At 49.2% G+C, this 18,620-nt stretch carries 14 protein-coding genes; all 14 read right to left on the bottom strand.

What is annotated here, in order from left to right; translation table 11 throughout:
* Nucleotides 1–44: 44 nt before the first annotated feature.
* The 14 genes from argF to AAV35_RS01515 all read right to left on the bottom strand — a co-directional run bounded on the left by argF (nt 45) and on the right by AAV35_RS01515 (nt 18,558).
* Complete coding sequence (gene argF / locus AAV35_RS01580; protein ID WP_008589246.1) at nt 45–992, bottom strand: ornithine carbamoyltransferase; 948 nt, start codon at nt 990–992, stop codon at nt 45–47.
* Complete coding sequence (locus AAV35_RS01575; protein WP_008589244.1) at nt 989–3,976, bottom strand: carbamoyl-phosphate synthase (glutamine-hydrolyzing) large subunit; 2,988 nt, start codon at nt 3,974–3,976, stop codon at nt 989–991. Before AAV35_RS01575 ends, argF begins: the two co-directional genes overlap by 4 nt.
* A complete protein-coding gene (locus tag AAV35_RS01570) occupies nt 3,969–5,030 on the bottom strand; it encodes a carbamoyl phosphate synthase small subunit (protein ID WP_008589242.1) in 1,062 nt (353 codons plus the stop codon). The genes AAV35_RS01575 and AAV35_RS01570 overlap by 8 nt, the downstream gene beginning before the upstream one ends.
* Before the next feature lie 313 nt (nt 5,031–5,343).
* Nucleotides 5,344–6,636 carry a lysine N(6)-hydroxylase/L-ornithine N(5)-oxygenase family protein gene (locus AAV35_RS01565; protein WP_008589240.1) on the bottom strand — a complete coding sequence of 431 codons (1,293 nt, stop codon included), beginning with the start codon at nt 6,634–6,636 and terminating at the stop codon, nt 5,344–5,346.
* 104 nt (nt 6,637–6,740) lie between these two features.
* Nucleotides 6,741–8,525 carry an ABC transporter ATP-binding protein gene (locus AAV35_RS01560; protein WP_008589238.1) on the bottom strand — a complete coding sequence of 595 codons (1,785 nt, stop codon included), beginning with the start codon at nt 8,523–8,525 and terminating at the stop codon, nt 6,741–6,743.
* Nucleotides 8,525–10,234 (bottom strand): ABC transporter ATP-binding protein, encoded by a 1,710-nt coding sequence (locus tag AAV35_RS01555; protein ID WP_008589236.1) that lies wholly within the window; start codon nt 10,232–10,234, stop codon nt 8,525–8,527. Before AAV35_RS01555 ends, AAV35_RS01560 begins: the two co-directional genes overlap by 1 nt.
* A gap of 18 nt (nt 10,235–10,252) precedes the next feature.
* Entirely contained in the window at nt 10,253–11,236 is a 984-nt protein-coding gene (locus AAV35_RS01550) for a Gfo/Idh/MocA family protein (protein WP_008589234.1), read from the bottom strand.
* A 136-nt stretch (nt 11,237–11,372) separates the two neighbouring features.
* Complete coding sequence (msrA, locus tag AAV35_RS01545; protein ID WP_008589232.1) at nt 11,373–12,500, bottom strand: peptide-methionine (S)-S-oxide reductase MsrA; 1,128 nt, start codon at nt 12,498–12,500, stop codon at nt 11,373–11,375.
* Nucleotides 12,501–12,634: 134 nt separating this feature from the next.
* Nucleotides 12,635–14,179, bottom strand: coding sequence for a fatty acid--CoA ligase (locus AAV35_RS01540; protein ID WP_008589229.1), 1,545 nt, complete (start codon nt 14,177–14,179; stop codon nt 12,635–12,637).
* Nucleotides 14,180–14,272: 93 nt separating this feature from the next.
* Nucleotides 14,273–15,028, bottom strand: a complete 756-nt coding sequence (locus tag AAV35_RS01535) for a Cof-type HAD-IIB family hydrolase (RefSeq protein ID WP_008589227.1) — start codon at nt 15,026–15,028, stop codon at nt 14,273–14,275.
* 119 nt (nt 15,029–15,147) lie between these two features.
* Entirely contained in the window at nt 15,148–16,557 is a 1,410-nt protein-coding gene (locus tag AAV35_RS01530) for an MBL fold metallo-hydrolase (protein WP_008589225.1), read from the bottom strand.
* An 80-nt stretch (nt 16,558–16,637) separates the two neighbouring features.
* On the bottom strand, nt 16,638–17,210 hold the full coding sequence (locus tag AAV35_RS01525; RefSeq protein ID WP_008589223.1) for a redoxin domain-containing protein: 573 nt from the start codon (nt 17,208–17,210) through the stop codon (nt 16,638–16,640).
* On the bottom strand, nt 17,210–17,974 hold the full coding sequence (locus AAV35_RS01520; protein ID WP_008589221.1) for a cytochrome c biogenesis CcdA family protein: 765 nt from the start codon (nt 17,972–17,974) through the stop codon (nt 17,210–17,212). Before AAV35_RS01520 ends, AAV35_RS01525 begins: the two co-directional genes overlap by 1 nt.
* Entirely contained in the window at nt 17,959–18,558 is a 600-nt protein-coding gene (locus AAV35_RS01515; protein WP_008589219.1) for a hypothetical protein, read from the bottom strand. Before AAV35_RS01515 ends, AAV35_RS01520 begins: the two co-directional genes overlap by 16 nt.
* Nucleotides 18,559–18,620: the final 62 nt, after the last annotated feature.

The raw sequence follows: 18,620 nt of genomic DNA, 5'->3' as shown, positions 1-18,620 counted from the left end.
AACATAAAAAACTGCCCCGCTTGAAAAAACGGGACAGTACTGTTTTAAAGTAATGCTTCCAAAATTGCTTTTTGTACATGAAGGCGATTTTCGGCCTGTTCAAAGACAAAAGAATGTTCCCCTTCCATCACCTCTTTAGTGATCTCCTCTTCCCGGTGTGCCGGCAGACAGTGAAGAACACTTACGTCCGGCTTTGCTGCTGTCACAAGCCTTTCATTAATCTGATAGGGGAAAAGCGCCTCTTTTCTTTCTTTTTCTTCTCCGTCCTGTCCCATACTGGTCCAGACATCGGTATAAAGGATATCGGCACCCGCGGCAGCTTCTTCCACGTTTTCTGTTACTGTAACACTGCCCCCATGTTTTGCCGCCAGCTTCTTTGCATTCCCTGTTATAAAATCAAGCGGCCAATAGCCGGAGGGAGAGGCTACCACGACCTCGAGACCGAGAATTGCTCCTATCGTCATAAGAGAGTGGGCTACATTATTTCCATCTCCGGTATAAACGAGTTTCACCCCGGCTAATTGACCTTTCTGCTCATAAACAGTGAGCATATCGGCCAGTGCCTGGCACGGATGGTACAAATCACAAAGTCCGCTGATAACGGGGACACTCCCGTTCCCGGCCAGCTCTTCGAGTTTCTGATGCGCATCGGTGCGGATCATAATACCATCCACGTACCGCGACAGAACCTTCGCCGTATCCCCGATTGTTTCTCCGCGTCCAAGCTGCATGTCCCGGCTGTTCAGATTGATGGCTGTCCCTCCGAGCTGCGTCATCCCCACTTCGAAGGAGACGCGGGTCCGGGTCGACGATTTTTCGAAAATCATAGCCAGAGTTTTTTGAGATAACGCACCAGAGTAGGGAGACTGTTTCAATACCAGCGCTCTTTCAAGTAAATGAATGATTTCTTTTCTGCTGTAGTCTTTCCAGGTAAGCAGGTGCTTCCCTTTCAAAGAAATTTCTTCCTTTGGATCCGTGGTTTCCGTCCTCACACTATCACCTCTTCCTCTACGGATTTTCTAAGAGCGATCCTTGTCCTGCTGCCATCCTTCCGGTTCTCCTTATAAGCTCTGTATGCATCCGGGTCACTGAAAATAGTGATGCCTGCTTTTAATGCTTTCACCCTCTTCTCTCTCGCTTCTTCCGTTTCACCTTCGTTATGGTAGACCGCAGCTTCCGGCGTGTTCAGCCACGTATCGAAATCATCGTCGTGATCTTCATCGAAACATGCCGGACTTCCGGCTGGAGGTAAGTGTTCGAACACTTTTGCAAGCGCCTCTTCTTTCGTTTCACCGATATACATCCCCTCTCCGGTGGACATCATGTTAGCTCCGAGTTTGTGATCGAGTTCCGCCAGAGCATGAGAGGAGAATACCGGAAATTTCACTGCCACACAGGGTATGTGGAGCGTTTTTTCCGGGAAACATATCGATTCCCCGACCATCGCCCGGACCGCCCAGTCGATGAGCGGAAGTGCTGCGGTTTTACTCACAATCGGGACCGTACGGCTCGAACGCGGGTTCACTTCCAAAACGAAGACATTCGTCCCGCTCACAAGGAACTGTATATTCATGATTCCTTTATAATTTATGGAAGTTGCAATCTTCTTCGCAAATGTTTCTACCTGATGCCGGATCGTCCCCTCTACCTCTGCAGGGAACACGGCCATGCTGTCCCCCGAATGGACGCCTGCTTTTTCAATGTGTGCCATGAGACCGGGAATGAATACTTCCGAACCATTACTGACAAGTTCCACTTCTACTTCCTCTCCGGAGATGAACTGGTCCATCACCAGCGGGTAATGTCTCTGCTCCATCTCCTGAAGAGCCGACTCAAGTTCATTCTTCGAATGGATCACGACCATCCCCTGTCCACCTATAACGTAGGAGGGACGACAGAGAAGCGGATACTGATACGTATGTGCGGCTGCACGTGCTTCTTCCGGTGAGTGACACATCTCGCCGGGGACGTGGGGAACATCTATCATCTGCAGTAATTCATAGAAAGCCTCCCGATCTTCGAGTTTAGCGATGGTTTCGGAAGATGCTCCGGCCACCTTATATCCGGCTTTTTCCACAGCTTCCGTTACGTTAAGAGCCGTCTGGCCGCCGAACGCTGTGAAAACGACATCCACTTTCTCAAAAGCGGCTACATCGAGAATATTCTCCAGTTTCAAAGGTTCAAAGTACAGCCTGTCTGCCGTTTCGAAATCGGTGCTGACCGTTTCCGGATTATTATTGATCATAATCGTTGTATACCCTGATTTCTGCAGGCTTTCAATCGCTTTGACCGAACTATAATCGAACTCTACGCCCTGGCCGATACGTATCGGTCCCGCTCCGACGATCAGGGCTTTCTTGCCCGCCCGGAGTGGACTGATTTCCGTCACGCCTGCATACGTGCTGTAGGCGTAGTTTGTTTCGGCTTCGAATTCACCTGCGCACGTATCAACAATTTTGTAGGACGGTTTTATGCTATTCTCTTCTCTGAATTTTATCCATTCCCTTTCATTAGTGCCGGTGACTTCAGCAATTTTCGCATCTGACACTCCGTAGAGTTTCGCTTCCTTTATCGTACGTACGGAGGTGTCCTCCGCCAGGCGCTGCTCCCACGAAAGCATACGTTCAAAAGTATGCAGGAAGAAAGGATCAATCTGCGTAGCTGCAAACAGTTCTTCTGTGGTCGTGCCCTTCCGCATCAGATGAAGGAGGGCGAAAAATCTCGCATCAGTCGGTTTCTTTACGTGTTCCCATGCGTCCCTTTCTTCATTGAACACCGGCGCTGACTGATCCAGCGAATCGATCGCTTTCTGAAAAGCCGCTTCCAGTGTCCGGTCGATTGCCATCACTTCACCTGTCGCCTTCATTTTAGTGCCGAGGGTACGATCTGCTCCTGCGAATTTATCGAAAGGCCAGCGGGGAAACTTCACAACGACATAGTCCAGAGCCGGTTCGAAGCTTGCGTACGTATAACCGGTAAGAGGATTGAGCAGTTCATCAAGCCGATACCCGAGAGCCAGCTTTGCCGCCAGTTTTGCAATCGGGTACCCGGTAGCTTTCGAGGCGAGAGCGGAAGAGCGGCTTACCCGCGGATTGACTTCGATGACGTAATATTGCCGGCTGGCAGGGTCGAGAGCGAACTGCACGTTACAGCCTCCGATCACCTCGAGAATGTCCACGATTTTCAGAGCTGACGTACGCAGCATCTGATATTCTTTATCCGTAAGTGTCTGGGAAGGGGCCGTAACAATCGAATCTCCTGTATGCACCCCTACCGGATCCACGTTTTCCATGTTGCATACAGATATACACGTACCATTTGTATCGCGCATCACTTCGTATTCCAGTTCCTTGAACCCCGCGATGCTTTTCTCGAGTATTACCTGGGAAATAGGACTCGCTTTCAGCCCGTCTTTCATGAGGGAGCGAAGCTCTTCCTCGTTATGCGCGATGCCTCCCCCGCGCCCGCCAAGCGTGTAGGCCGGACGGCTGATAACCGGAAAGCCTGTTTTTTCCGTAAAAGCCCGGGCGGCATCGAAGGTGGTAATCACCTGGCTTTCCACGACCGGCTGCTCCGTATCACGCATCACCTGTCTGAACTGTTCCCGGTCTTCCCCTTTTTGAATAGAGTCGATGGAGGTTCCGAGCACTTTCAGCTCATGCGCATCCATGACTCCTTTCTGTTGAAGTTCCACCGCAAGGTTCAGTGCCGTCTGCCCTCCCAGTCCTGCAAGCAGGGCATCGGGCCTTTCTTTTTTAATAATAGCTTCCACACTTTCGACTGTGAGCGGCTCGCAATAGACGCTGTCTGCAATAGCGGGATCCGTCATAATCGTGGCCGGATTGTTATTAACGAGTACTACCTCGTAACCTTCTTCCTTCAGGGCGATACATCCCTGCGTACCGGAATAATCGAATTCCGCCGCCTGACCGATAATGATGGGCCCGGAACCGAGAACCAACACTTTTTCAGACATATGCTTTCACCTCTTTCTTACGCAGAATTGCAAAAAACTCCTCGAACATCCACTCGGCATCCTCAGGTCCGGGATTCGCCTCCGGATGAAACTGGGCACTGAAAATCGGCATGGAATCATGGACTACCCCTTCAACCGAACCGTCATTTACGTTTACCATCCGCACTTTTAGAGGTGTGAATTCAAGGCTTTCCGCGGTGACTACGTAGTTGTGATTCTGAGAAGTAATGAATACCCGGCCGTTCTCCAGGTCTTTCACCGGGTGGTTGGCGCCCCGGTGACCGAACGGAAGCTTTTCCGTATCCGCTCCGTAAGCTAAGGAAATCACCTGGTGGCCATAGCAGATACCGAACACGGGGAATATATCGAAAAGGTCCTTGAATTCTGCAAGTTTTCCACTTACATCTTTCGGATCACCCGGCCCGTTGGACAATACAATTCCATCCGGTTCAATGGAATGGATGTCAGCTGCCTGCGAAAATGGTACAACAGTAACTTTTGCTCCTCTGTCCAGCAGTTTCTGAAGAATGGAGCTTTTCCAGCCGAAATCGATAAGTGCAAGATGAATGTCTCCCTCTCCATATACTTCACTTTTCTCACCACTTACTTCGTACACTTCCCCAACTGCTTCCACGGAAGAAGGAGTAGATCCTTCCTTACTTAAACTCGCCCGACACGTCCCTTTCGCTCGAATCGCCTTCGTCAGTGCCCTCGTATCAACTCCCGTTAAGTATGGAATATTCATATCGTTCATATAGGAGGATAACGACTGTTCCGCCTGATAATGACTGTCCTCGTCGGAGCACTGCCACATCACTGCCCCCTTCACCTGGGGTGTGGCGCTTTCATTCGCCGTTTCCGATACTCCGTAATTACCGATGAGAGGGTAAGTGAATACGACGATCTGTCCCCTGTAAGAAGGATCTGTCAAAACTTCCTGGTACCCGGTCATCCCGGTATAAAATACGACCTCTCCTTCGAGCGGCACGTTCCACTCCCCGGAAGCCGTTCCTTCGAAGGACCGGCCGTCTTCGAGCTGAATGACACCTTTCATATGACCATCCCTTCTATTGCATAATTATTATAGTTTATGAATATTTATGCTATTATCCGGTGAAATATAAAATTTGTCAAGGGGGCCCATGAAAGTCAGAACGAAAAATACTGGAGAACGGCTTAAAAAAAGGAGAATGAGCTCCCTTTTGTGTAAATTTCACCTTTCTTTCCACCCGGTTCTTCCTGTCCGAAGGGAAGAGAAAAAATATACACGTATCAAAACCATTACAACTCTACCGCCACTTCTTTATACAACAAAAAACCGGACATCGACGTCCGGTTCAGTGGTTGCTATTCAGGTTTTCACAGCTTTACTCGAAGGACTGGAACACATAGGAGTCCTGCACCGGGTACACCTCTTTACCAAGCAGCTGGTTGACGATCACTTTACTGCGGAAGACGGCGAGACCGAGGTTGGTGGACCCGACGCCGTGAGTATGGGCAATACAGCTGTTGGCAAAAATGTTATAAGCATTTTCTCCTTTGTTCACCAGTCTGTAGTCCTTCGTTACTTTGTAACGGCCGTAATCATCAAACTCAATTACGTCCGAAAGCTCTTTTATAAAAGAAGGGACGTTCGGCTGGTATCCTGTCGCGACGATCACTTTATCGGTCCGGTGTGAATAACCTTCTTCTTTCTGATAATGATGGCAGCTCAGTTCATACCGGCCTTCCTTCCGCTCTATACCTGTCACCTTCGTCAAAGGCAGCAGGGAAACATCGATCTTTTCCCTGCCTACTGTATATTCATACATAAGGTTATATATATCCGTAATAGTATGTTCGCTGATCCCTTTGTAGTACAGTCCCTGCGAGGCAAAAATCTCATCTTTCTTCTCCTGCGGAAGGGGATAGAAATAGTCAATATAGTCGGGCGAAAAGTGCTCAAGATTCAGCTTCGATTCTTCCATAGAGGCAAAACCCGGAGAACGGGTGATCCAGTCCAGGCGGAAACCGCACGTCCTCTGTTCTTTCAGCAGCTCCCGGAAAGCCTCCGCGGCGCTTTGTCCCGATCCGACGACCGTCACACTTTCCGCTTCCCGGCACGTCTGCCGCTGCATTTCGAAGTCGGCTGTATGGAATACATCCTGCCGTGGCATGTTCTGGAACGCCTCCGGGAGAGCGGGCGTACTTCCGGTTCCGAGCACTACGTGTTTCGTATAAAAAGTTTCAACTTCCCCGGTGCTTGCATCCTGCACATCCACCTGGTGGCGCCCGTCCTGCAGACGATGGACAGCCGTAACCTGTTTCCCGAACCGGCAACTCCCGATCCGTTCGGAGGCCCATTTACAATAGTCGTTATATTCTCTCCGCGGAATATCAAGACGCTGTAAAATATAGAACTGATACATCCGTCCCTGCTGGCTGATATAATTCAAAAAACTGTGCGGGTTCGTCGGATCCGCCATCGTTACAAGGTCCGCAAGAAAAGGAACCTGAAGTTTCGTCCCTTCAATCAGCATACCCGGATGCCAGGCAAACTCAGGTTTTTGCTCAAAAAACAGCGCCTTCGTCTCCTGTGTATCAAGGAGAGCGGCTAGACTTAAGTTGAAAGGACCGATGCCGACCCCTATGACGTCATAAACTTCCCTATTTTGTTTCAATTAACTTCGACCCCTTTTTTCAGAAAAGACAAGTATTTCTGAAGTTTTCCTTTGTTAATGGTATCACATCAAAAGGAGAACAGGACGAAAATTCCGAAAACTATTCAGGAAGTGGCCTGTTTAGTTACAAGATCCGCATACTTCCCGCCGAAAGATACCAGTTCATCGTGACTGCCTCGTTCAGCAATACGTCCTTCTTCCATAACGAGAATAAGATCGGCATTACGGATCGTATTGAGTCTGTGAGCGATTACGAAACTGGTGCGCCCTTCCATGAGCGTCTGCAATGCTTCGTTTATTTTCGTTTCCGTCACCGTATCGACACTGCTCGTGGCTTCATCAAGAATAAACAGGGAAGGATTTTTCAGTATAGCGCGGGCAATCGATAACAACTGGCGCTGCCCCTGGCTCACCCCTTTCCCTTCGGAATCGAGCATCGTCTCGTATCCGTCCGGGAAATTGCGGATGAAACCGTCGGCTCTGGCTGCTTTTGCAGCTTCTTCCACTTCCTCGTCCGTCGCTTCCAGTCGCCCGTACCGGATGTTTTCACGGATGGTCGTGTGAAACAGAATCGCATCCTGCAGCACGAGACCCATATGTTCTCTGAGCGTCTCCCTCTTCAGGGAGCGCATGTCCTCGCCGTCCACGAGTACGAGGCCTTCCGTCGCATCATAAAACCTTGACAATAATGAGACTACCGTCGTTTTGCCGGCTCCTGTCGGTCCCACTAATGCTACGGTATCGCCCGGTTTCACGTGAAACGATACATCATCCAGTGCTTTTTCATCTTCATCGTAATAAAAATGGACGCGTTCAAATTCCACTTCTCCGTTTATGAAATCCACCGTCTTCGCCCCCTTTTCATCGATCCTTTCCTCATCCTCATCGATGATGCTGAACACTCTTTCAGCCCCTGCAACAGCAGAAAGGATCATATTGAATTGGTTGGCGAGATCATTCAGAGGCCGAGTGAACTGTCTTGAGTACGTCGTAAACGTAACAATCAGACCGACCGTCACGAACCCGTTCAGAGCAAGCACCGCTCCCCCGCCGACAATGATGGCGAAGCTCAGGTTATTAAGCATATTCATCAGTTTCGGAATGAATCCGGTGTACACCTGAGCCCAGTAACCCGATTCATAAAGGGCACGGTTCCTTCCGGCAAAGTCCTCCTCCACGTCCGCCTCTTTGGAAAACAGGGCGATGACCGGCTGGCCGGAAAACATCTCCTCGGCGTAGCCATTGACTTCGCCGAGGTCCTTCTGCTGGGCTTTGAAATACGGCCCTGTCCGCTTCGTAATCCACTTCATCCCGTAGTACATAAGAGGGACGACTGTCAGTGTCAGCAGCGTGAGCAGTGGACTGAGCACGAACATAATGATCAGCGTCCCCGAAATGGTGAGAGCACTCGTCACAAGCTGGATGACAGCCGAGTTCAGTGTACGACTCACGTTTTCCATATCATTGGTAAGACGGCTCATCAGCTCTCCCTGCTGATATTTTTGAAAAAAGGAAACGGGAAGATGCTGGAGATGGTTGAATAAGTGTTCCCGCATGCGATAAACCGTATTCTGGGAAAGCTGGATCATCGAGTAGCTCTGTATCCACATGAATACGGACTGAAAAATATAAACAGTGCCGAGCAGCAGCAGAAGCGTAAATACTCTTCCTTTGTCGGAAGCCCCGATTATAGTATCGATGACCACTCCGAGCAGATAAGGCCCGGCAAGAGACAGGGCGGAACTGATGAGAATCGCAAAGAGGACGAAGTAGAACCTTCTTTTTTCTTTCATCATATACGACCAGACCCGCCCGACCGTCGTTTTCATATCATCCACTTTCGGTCGTGCCGAAAAAGAAGCACTGTGCGGATGTTTCCTTTCAGCCATCAGCTCCCCTCCTCTCTCTGTGACTCATAGACGCTCCTGTAATAATCGTTATCTTTCAGCAGTCGTTCGTGACTCCCTTCCCCGATCAGTCGCCCTTCCTGCATAACGAAAATACGATCCGCCCGTTTAAGCGAACTGATCTTCTGGGCGGTCATAAGTACCGTACGCTTTTCCGACTGCAGCGTGTCGAGGAGTTCTTCTTCCGTGTTCGCGTCCAGCGCACTTGTACTGTCGTCCAGAATAAGAATCGCAGGATTACGGACGAGTGCCCGGGCGATAGAGAGCCGCTGTTTCTGTCCTCCGGAAAAATTCACGCCTTTCTGACCGATTTTCGTATCATACTCTTCGGGCAGCGTCTTAATGAATTCATCAATACGGGCTTGCCGTGCCGCCTTCTCAATTTCCTCTTCGGCAGCCTCCGGTTTCCCGAAGCGGATGTTTTCCCCGATTGTTCCGGAGAAGAGGTGGACCTCCTGCGGTACCATACTGACCCGGTGTCTGAGATGGTGGATATCGATGTTTTCCACTTCTTCATTTTCAAAAAGGATAGTTCCTTCCTCTTTTTCAAGCAGTCGGGGTATCAGTTGCAAAAGCGTCGATTTCCCCGACCCCGTTTCCCCGAGGATTCCTATCATCTCCCCGGCATCGATATGAAAGGATATATTATGGAGCACCGGATCTCCGGCGCGCCGGACGGAAACGTTACGGAATTCTATATTTCCTTCGAGTTCCGTTTTGAAATTATCCGTTTCCTCCAGATAGGCGGGAGTACCCTCTGTCAGCACCCAGGCTATACGGCCGGAAGATGCCTGACTTCTCGAGAAAACCATGATCAGAAACGTGAACATAGAGAAGTTTACGAGCATTCTGGTAGCATAATTGACGATAGCGACCAGTTCTCCCGGTTCCGCAGTACCGGCTAAGATGGCCTCGCCCCCGAACCACAATACGATAAGTATGACTGTATTCATCATAAGCATAAGGGCCGGCATCGCGAACTCCATCAGCCACAGCGCCTGTTTATTCGTGTGCCGGAGTGAAGTGTTGATATCGTGGAAACGGCTTTCTTCATAGGAGGTGCGATTGAACCCTTTGATCAGCCGAATCGCCGTCAGGTTCTCCCGGATAATTCTGTTCACCCCGTCCAGCTTGTTCTGCACGAAGCGAAACAGCTTCACCCCTTTCAGACTGACGACCACCATAAATACAACGAGCACCGGAGCAGCAAGCAGAAGAATGAGAGCCATCCCTCTATGTACCGTAAAAGCCATCACTAATGAAAAAATGATGAATAATGGGGCTCTTAACCCGATTCTCGTAAACAGAAAAAGAAAGTTTTGTATCTGTACGACGTCCGTCGTGATTCTCGTCACAAGATCGGGAGTCGAATACCGATCGAAGTTCTCTCCGGTGAATTTCTGGACTTTGTTGAATATATCTCTGCGAAGATCATACCCTGTCCCCTGACTCGCTTTTCCGGCGAAAAAGGAGTTGATGATTCCTGCCGAGAAAGCCAGGAGAGAAAGAACGATGAGGACCGTCCCCCAAACAAGTACGGTCCGGTAATCTTCCTGCAAAATCCCTTCGTCTATGATTTTACCCATGATCAACGGCTGAAACAGCTCGACTGTCAGCTCTACGAACATAAGGGCAATCGCAATCAGAGCCGCCCGTTTATAGATAGATACATACTGCAGTAATAATCTCATATATCCCACTCATTTCTGTCACGCATCAGCCGGGAATACGACTCCTATCTGTTTTCTCACCTCTTCCATCAGGCAGGCCGTTTCCAGGGAGTGCTCCGGCGCAGCTGCGGAAGATTCAGACAAGTTCCCTTCCTGGACCATATTCGTAAAAGCTTTCAGTTCTCCATACATCGAAGGTTTCGACAAAGTACCCGGCAGTTCTTCAACGGACCCGTCTCTGTACCTGATCGTCATCCCCTCAGGTGTGGAGATGTCGGGTATCACTATAGAACCTTCCTCCCCCTGAATCTCCGAGGGGGCGTAAGAATTGTGGATTTTAGAGAAAGAGACGACCCCTTCCATATCATCGTATTGAAAAAATGCCGTGCCTTCACCGTCTACGCCTGTCTCCAGAAGGACACCTGTCGCCCTGGTGGAAGAAGGCGTTCCGAATAGCGTAACCATTGGATAAATTCCATATACACCGAGGTCCATCAGCGCCCCGTTTGATAATTCTCTCTTGAAAGCATTCAATACTTCCCCTTTTCTGTAGGCTTCATAGCGGGAGGAGAATTTGCAGTAATTCCCGACATAACGTCGTACTTTCCCGATTTTATGAAGATTTTCCCTGATTTCCTCAAATCCTGGCATAAACAGCGATTTTATCGCCTCCAGAAGAACAACCCCTTCTTCCTCGGCTATACGGAACATTTCTGCAGCTTCCCGGTAATTGGAAGCCAGAGGCTTCTCGCACAACACGTGTTTCCCGTTCCTCATACAAAGGACCGCCTGGCTGTAATGCAGGGCATTGGGGCTCGCTATGTATACAGCATCAATTTCGTCACTGGCAGCAAAAGCTTCCAGATCAGTATATGTAAGGGAGATTCCGTGTTTCCCGGCAAATTCATCCGCTTTCTCCTGCGTACGTGAATATACGGCCGCCGTCTGCACTTCCTCCAGATGTGCCGCTGCCTCCAGCAACTTGTCAGTTATAAAATTCGTTCCGATAATTCCCAGTCGCATAACAAAAACCTCCTTCATTGATTTCCCCTCATTATAACAAAAAGAAGAGCAGGAGGTGCTCTCCCCGCTCTTCAGGTGGAATGTATAAAGTGATTTTCATGACCTGTCTTTGGTCTGTAATGAAACGGTCTCTCTCTTACTTGAAGTCGTCTGCATATTCTTCATACTCTGTTCCAGGCAGCTCATCGGCCGGTATGAACTTCATAGCCGCCGAATTCATGCAGTATCTGAGGCCGTGTGGCTCAGGACCGTCCTGGAAGACGTGGCCCAGATGGGAATCCGCCTGTTTACTGCGGACTTCCACATTTGTACCGAAAACCCCTGTGTCTTCTTCATAGGTGATATTCGCGAGTTCCAGAGGCTTCGTGAAACTCGGCCATCCTGTTCCGGAATCGTACTGGTCCCTGGAACTGAACAGCGGCTCTCCCGAAACGATGTCCACGTATATACCGTCTCTCTCATTGTCATGATATTTGTTGTCGTACGCAGGCTCCGTCCCGTCTTCCTGAGTCACTTTATACTGTATACTGCTCAGTTCGGAAACAGCTGATGCTTTATCTTCCACCGCAAACGGAGAGGGTTTACTTATTTCATATTCACGGTCCTCTCCCCACGTCTGCTTCAGATAATCATCACGCCCTGAGTTATCTCTGTAATGCTCATAACGGCCCGGGTTTTTCTTGTAGTAGTCCTGATGGTATTCTTCTGCTTTATAAAACGTGTCGTATTCTTCGACGGAAGTCACGATATCACCATCGAATCTCCCGGAGTCTTCCATTTCCATCAGAGAAGACTCAGCAGCCTGACGCTGTGCTTCGTCGTGATAAAAAATCGCCGATAAATAAGGCTCTCCCCTGTCCACGAACTGCCCTTCGTCATCTGTCGGGTTTATTTGGCGCCAGAAAATCTGCAGAAGATCTTCGTAGCTGATCTGGTCCGGATCGTACGTTATTTGAACGGCTTCCTGGTGCTCTGTTTCTTTACCCGAAACTTCTTCATAAGTAGGATTTTCCGTTTCTCCACCCGTGTACCCCGACACCGCACGGATCACGCCGGGTTTTGATTCGAAGGGAGGCTCCATACACCAGAAGCAGCCGCCGGCAAACGTCGCCTGCTCCATTCCTTCAAGGTCTCCCTGCAGTTCCGACTGTTCCGTCGCAAGCACTTCTTCATATTCATTAGCTGTGAACGTCTGGTATAAAAACCATCCCCCCGCCAGCAGGGTTAACGTTACTATACTGAGTATCCAGCGTCTTTTATTCATAATCCGCCTCTTTTCCGTCTCTTTTTCTCAATTATAAGGAAAAAGAAGGAAAACAAAAAACATTACGCCTATTCTGACTAGAAAATCTGGTGCAGAAAGAATAATTTCCCCGCACCAGGTTCTGTAGCATCGACTTATTTCGTTTTGACAGCTTCTTCCCGTAATTTGAATTTCTGAAGTTTTCCACTGGCATTTCTCGGCAGCTCTTCAACAAACTCGTACCGTTTCGGCCGCTTGTACCGGGAAAGCCTATTCCCCGACAAAAGAAATTCATCGATTTCCTGAGCGGAAACCTCCTCTTTTTTCACGATAAAAGCTACGACCTGTTCTCCCCATTTCGCATCCGGCTCCCCTACTACGGCAGCATCTTCGACAGCCGGGTGGTCGCTCAGAGCATCTTCCACTTCCCGGGAATAGATATTCTCTCCTCCGGAAATGATCATATCTTTCACCCGGTCCCGGACCCAGAGGTAGCCTTCCTCGTCCATCATCCCTACATCTCCGGAGTAATACCATCCGTCCCGTATCGACTTCTCTGTCGCTTCCGGTCGTTTATAATATCCTTTCATCATACTCGGCCCGCGCACGATGATTTCACCAAGTTCGCCGGGGGCGCATATGTCGTCGGGGGTCCCGCTCTCCTCATCTTCCGATCTGATGATACGGATTTCCTGATTCACCAGGGGTTTACCGGCCGAACCGGCTTTCTTTATCTGTTCATCCTCCATCTGTACCGTAATGGCAGGACCCATTTCCGTCATCCCATAAGCCTGTACAAGACCGATACCGAGCACGTCATACAACTCTCTCGTAAGGGACGGGGGCATGGGTGCTCCGCCGTAGAGGCCCTGACGCAGCGTAGTTATATCCTCTTTCGTAAATTCCTCCTGAATCATCATGTGCCACATAGTCGGAGCCCCGAACATCGTGGTGATTCCTTCTTCCCTCACCAGCCTTATCGTTTCTTTCGGGTCGTAGTGATGCAGAATCGCATTCCCGGCACCTACAAGAATTCTCGGGAAAATCGCACAGTGAAGTTCGGCACAGTGAAACATAGGACCGATGGACAGGCCTTTATCGGCTGCAGTGAGACGCATGGTCAAAGCCATAGCCATCGCCTGATCCACCATATCCCTGTGCGTATGAAGTACGCCTTTCGGTTTCCCTGTCGTGCCCGATGTGTACATGATTGCATACGTGTCGTCTTCGTCGAGCTCCGTTTCCACATTCGTCACGTCGGAAGAGAGTTTGCTGTAGAGATACTCCCCTTTCCCGTCTTTCTCATCAATGGACCAGAATTGAACATCTGTCATATCTGCCTGAACGGGATCAACCTGAGGACTCGTCGCCCGTTCATACAGAACCACTTTCGGTTCTGCATCCGCCAGAATAAATGCGATCTCCTTTTCTGTCAGTCTGAAGTTAATCGGATTAAACACCGCGCCCAGCCTGGCACAGGCAAATAAAACAGTCATAAACTCCGACGTGTTAAAAAGAACAGTGGATACTACATCCCCTTTTGATATACCGTTATCCTGCAGTGTATGGGCAAATCTGTTCACTTCTTCCTTCCATTCTCCATACGTCCACCTTACATTGATACGTTCATCCACCAGTCCTTCTCTTTCGGGAAATTTAGCTGCTGTCTGATCGAACATCGACTTTAGTGTCGGTCCCATCTCTCCACCCCTTATCTAAAAATTCAGATTTCTTTCATATAGTATCTATTCGACAGGTAAGTTACATTTTCCTTCAAAAAAAAAGCAGGAGTATTAAACTCCCGCTTTTGCATCTACCACACGGTTTATAACGCTGGCCACTCCGTTCTCCACGTTCGTTTCCGTAACCAGATCCGCTTCCTGTTTCACTTCTTCCTGAGCGTTCCCCATCGCTACACCGATCCCCGCTTCTTTAATCATGGCAAGGTCATTCAGACTGTCTCCCACTGCCATCACTTCGTTCAGGGAGAAACCGAGTAATCCGCTGATTTTATGAAGAGCAGCCGCCTTACTCACTCCGGCCGGGTTGATTTCTATATTTACAGGACTCGAATTCGTCACTTCAAGCGCAGGGTTGGCCGTCACTTCTTTAAGAATGACGTCCCGGACGTCTTCATCCGGCACTTCCAGACCGATTTTCAGCCATTCATACTCTTCGATCGGTTTCTCAAATTTATAATCGGAGTCAAAAGCTCCTTCCACCGTGGAAGTCCAGAGACGTACGCCGTGTTCTTTCTGTATTTCCCACAGCCGCTTCACTTCTTCCATGCCGAGTACTTCACGTGTCACCAGATTAAAATCTCCGTCGTATATTTCCCCGCCGTTGACAGTAACGATGTACTCGGAATCCCCGAGCGACCGGACCAGGCTGCGACAGTGACCTATCGGACGCCCGGTACTCACGATAACGTGGATTCCTGCGTCTTTCGCCCGCTCTATAGCTCTTTTATTTTCCTCGGATATTTCGAACTCATTTTTCAAAAGCGTTCCGTCCATATCCAGAGCAATCAATCTTATATTATCTTCCATTGTTATTCACGTCCTCTCTACGACTATATTCTAATACATACACACCCCTTCGTCCACCGGAACGGAGCTTCTACCAGGCGACCAAAAAAAAGTCCCCGGTCCGGGGACTTTTTGCAGTATTATGCTTCAATCAGTTTATTGACCTGTTTCTTCCATAGACCGAAACCCCCATCCATATTACGGATATCGGTGATGCCGTTCGCCTGGAGAACACTTGCAGCGATAGCCGAGCGCACGCCGGAGCCGCACTGAACAACGAGCGGCCGGTCTGCCGGCACTTCATCGATCTTATCCGGTAATTCTCCGAGATAAATGTGAGCGGCACCTTCAATGTGCGCTTCTTCATATTCTTCCTCGGAACGGACGTCGAGCACTTTCGCTTCTCCATTCTCGATCATCGATACCGACTCTTCCGGAGTTACGTTGTGATAGTGCTCCGTACGGTCACTCATAGTGACTGCCTGAGTAGCATCCATATAATGGGTGACATTGTCGATTCCGATCGAGCGGAGGGCTGTCAGAACTTCGTGGTGATCTTTCTCATCGGTAAGGATATAAAGATCCCGGTCGTAATCCACGAGCCATCCGGCCCAGTTGGCGAAGGATTTATTAATCGGGATATTAAATGTCCCTTTCACGTGATTCTTCGCAAAACGGGCGGAGTCACGGGTATCAAGAACCTGGACACCGTTATCGATCGCTTCTTCAAGTTCTTTCGGGTTATCGATACGTTTCGGATCATTAAGGTCGCGTACGATTTCCGCTCCGGATTTGTTCACCTTCTTCATTTCGGCGAAATATACCGGAGGCGCCGGCTGTCCATCCGTCAGTTCTTTAACGAATTCATCGGCGTCCGCATGACTGAACACCCAGTTTTCTTTCTTTTCATAACCGAGGGTGGACTGTGGCACGGCACCGAGAGACTTACCGCAGGCACTGCCTGCTCCGTGACCGGGCCAGATTTGAAGGTAACCCGGAAGTTCACTGAACTTCTGAAGAGATTCAAACATCTGCTGTCCGCCTTTTTCTGCAGTACCTTCAGCCCCTGCAGCTTTATCCAGAAGATCCGGACGGCCGACGTCGCCGACAAAGAGGAAATCACCGGTGAAGACGCCCATGGCGTTATCCGTTCCTCCGTCTTTCAGAGTGAACGACAGACTCTCCGGTGTGTGGCCCGGAGTATGAAGAACGCCTATCGTGACGTTTCCCACTTTCACTTCGTCTCCGTCTTTCAGAAGCTGATGGGGAAGGTGGTCGATATTTTCGTACTTCCAGTCGTCATCTCCTTCATCGGAGACGTACAGTACAGCTCCGAGACGCTCTGCCATTTCACGGCCTCCGGAAACGAAATCCGCGTGGATGTGAGTTTCAAGGGCACCGTTGATTGTCAAACCGTTTTCGTTCGCTTCTTTGATATAAGGTTCAATCTCGCGTGCAGGGTCGATGACTACTGCCTCACCGGTTGCCTGACAACCGACGAGATAAGACGCCTGCGCCAGATTATCATCATAAAAATGTTTCAGTAACATAGAAATTGACCTCCTATTGTTATTTTTAACTACCGTACGGGGTATATTAGAGGTATATCCGTTCCGGAAAATCATTAAACCTATTTCATTTCTTCGAGCCTCTGTTCCATCAAATCTTTGTTCATACCTCCGAGAATCACAGACTGGACTTTCCCTTCCTTATCTATAAACACGGAAGTCGGTACAGGCCCTACTTCGTATTTAGCCATCACGTCCGAATTGCGATCAAGTAATACAGGAAATGAAAGGTCGAACTCTCCCGCAAACTGGCTTACATCATTTCTTGTCGCTTCTGTTTCCGTAAGGTTCACCGCAAGTATTTCAAAATCATCCCTGGAGCTGTACACTTCTTCCATATCCGGCATTTCTGCACGACACGGCGGGCACCACGTGCCCCAGAAGTTCACAATTACCGGGGTTCCCCGATAGTCGGAGAGACTCACCTCTTTTCCACTTAATGTCGGAAGCGTAAAGTCAGGAGCCGGTTCCCCTTTTTCGAAACTTGAAGAATCGTTCTGGCCATCCGGTCCTTCGGCTGTCATCACTGTATCTCCACTTTCCTGTGTCGCCGTCTCTTCCGGTTCATATAGAAGGTCGTAAAGAGCCCATCCGAACAATACTACAACGACTGCAATTACAATCCATTTCTTCACTACAATATCCCCCTGAATATAATTGTACCCAGGTTAGAAAGCCAGGTGTCCTGCACCATACGGAGAAGCATATTGGATATTCTCGTGAGCTGACCCGTATATAGCATTATCCCCATCACAACCATGAGGCTGCCTCCCACTTTCATGAATATCTGGCTGTAGCGCACTACCGCTCTTGCAGAACCAACGAAGAATGAGAAAATCAGAAACGGCAAAGCGAAACCGAGTACGTAAAATACGCTGTAAACCATCCCCTGCGTGGGGTTACTGGCTGCAAGTACGAGAATCGAACCGAAAATCGGGCCGATACACGGCGTCCATCCGGCTGCAAATCCGAGACCTGTAAAAACAGAACCGGTATACCCCAGGGTTCTCTTAGGCTTTACAGAGAACCGTTTTTCCCGCATCAGCCAGGAGAAATTGATCCATCCTGCTACAAACAGCCCCATCACGATAATGAAAACGCCGGCGATCCGCTGCAGGAAAACTCCGGAATCCCCGGTCAGCACTCCCTGCATCCATTGTCCGGCAAGCGATGCCCCGAACCCGAGGCTCAGGAAAACCGTTGCCACTCCGATCAGGAAGAAAACCGAATGCAGAAGGACTTTTTTTCTTATTTGAGGATTGTTCTGATCCTGTATATCTTTCACACTCATACCTGTAATATATGATAAATAGGCCGGAAAAATCGGCAGCGTGCACGGCGAAAGAAAAGATAAAACGCCTGCCCCGAAAGCCAGCCAAAACGTTACGTCCGCTTCCATTTAAATACCCCCCTGTCCATAATGAACACGCCGGCAGCGATTACAAAATAATACCCGGCGTCCACCGGCACTCCCATAACGTCAAGTACCGGGACGATCAGACTGACAGCACCCGCAGCAAGCATCACACTTCCAAACAGGGCTGACCAGTAATTCTTCCATAAAAGACTTCCCGCATAGATAATAAACCATATAACGAGTTCATGTAATACGTTATCTTCCATAATTATTATACTTCCAATATAGTAGAAGAAAAACGAACCCGAAAGAAGAACAGTCATTCCGTACAGTTCGTCCTTGCTCAACTTCAGCCGGAAAGCATGAATAGCCGCGGCGACCGACGCTATGTAGAACTCAAGCGTACCGCTCGGATAACTCAATACCGTCACCGGGTAATCAAGTACCATAGGAAAGGTGGTAACCAGTTTACTGCTGAAAAACACGAGGAAAAACGTAGTCAGCAGGGTCGTTCCCTTTGAAAAGACCTCTTTTTTTCCCTCCATACCTGTCCGTGCAAACCGGAACACACCTGCGCTTACCAGTAAAGCAGTCAATCTTATAATTAAATATGGAGGCACAAACATAATCTCCCTCCCTCTCCTTTATACCATAATACTCTTTTCCTTTTGTGAATAATGAATGAACT

The sequence above is a fragment of the Salimicrobium jeotgali genome (genome assembly GCF_001685435.2).
GTDB classification, from domain to species: Bacteria; Bacillota; Bacilli; order Bacillales; family Halobacillaceae; genus Salimicrobium; species Salimicrobium album.
The sequence above is the reverse complement of the archived record's forward strand: the minus strand, read 5'-3'. Positions and strand labels throughout refer to the sequence as shown.

Bases quoted from the DNA above. Each gene is read 5' to 3' on its own strand.
- AAV35_RS01550 (WP_008589234.1), bottom strand. From the start codon at position 11,236: ATGCGACTGGGAATTATCGGAACGAATTTTATAACTGACAAGTTGCTG.
- AAV35_RS01515 (WP_008589219.1), bottom strand. From the start codon at position 18,558: ATGTTTGTGCCTCCATATTTAATTATAAGATTGACTGCTTTACTGGTA.
- AAV35_RS01540 (WP_008589229.1), bottom strand. From the start codon at position 14,179: ATGGGACCGACACTAAAGTCGATGTTCGATCAGACAGCAGCTAAATTT.
- AAV35_RS01520 (WP_008589221.1), bottom strand. From the start codon at position 17,974: ATGGAAGCGGACGTAACGTTTTGGCTGGCTTTCGGGGCAGGCGTTTTA.
- AAV35_RS01535 (WP_008589227.1), bottom strand. From the start codon at position 15,028: ATGGAAGATAATATAAGATTGATTGCTCTGGATATGGACGGAACGCTT.
- AAV35_RS01530 (WP_008589225.1), bottom strand. From the start codon at position 16,557: ATGTTACTGAAACATTTTTATGATGATAATCTGGCGCAGGCGTCTTAT.
- AAV35_RS01560 (WP_008589238.1), bottom strand. From the start codon at position 8,525: ATGGCTGAAAGGAAACATCCGCACAGTGCTTCTTTTTCGGCACGACCG.
- AAV35_RS01555 (WP_008589236.1), bottom strand. From the start codon at position 10,234: ATGAGATTATTACTGCAGTATGTATCTATCTATAAACGGGCGGCTCTG.
- msrA (WP_008589232.1), bottom strand. From the start codon at position 12,500: ATGAATAAAAGACGCTGGATACTCAGTATAGTAACGTTAACCCTGCTG.
- AAV35_RS01570 (WP_008589242.1), bottom strand. From the start codon at position 5,030: ATGAAAGGTGTCATTCAGCTCGAAGACGGCCGGTCCTTCGAAGGAACG.
- AAV35_RS01575 (WP_008589244.1), bottom strand. From the start codon at position 3,976: ATGTCTGAAAAAGTGTTGGTTCTCGGTTCCGGGCCCATCATTATCGGT.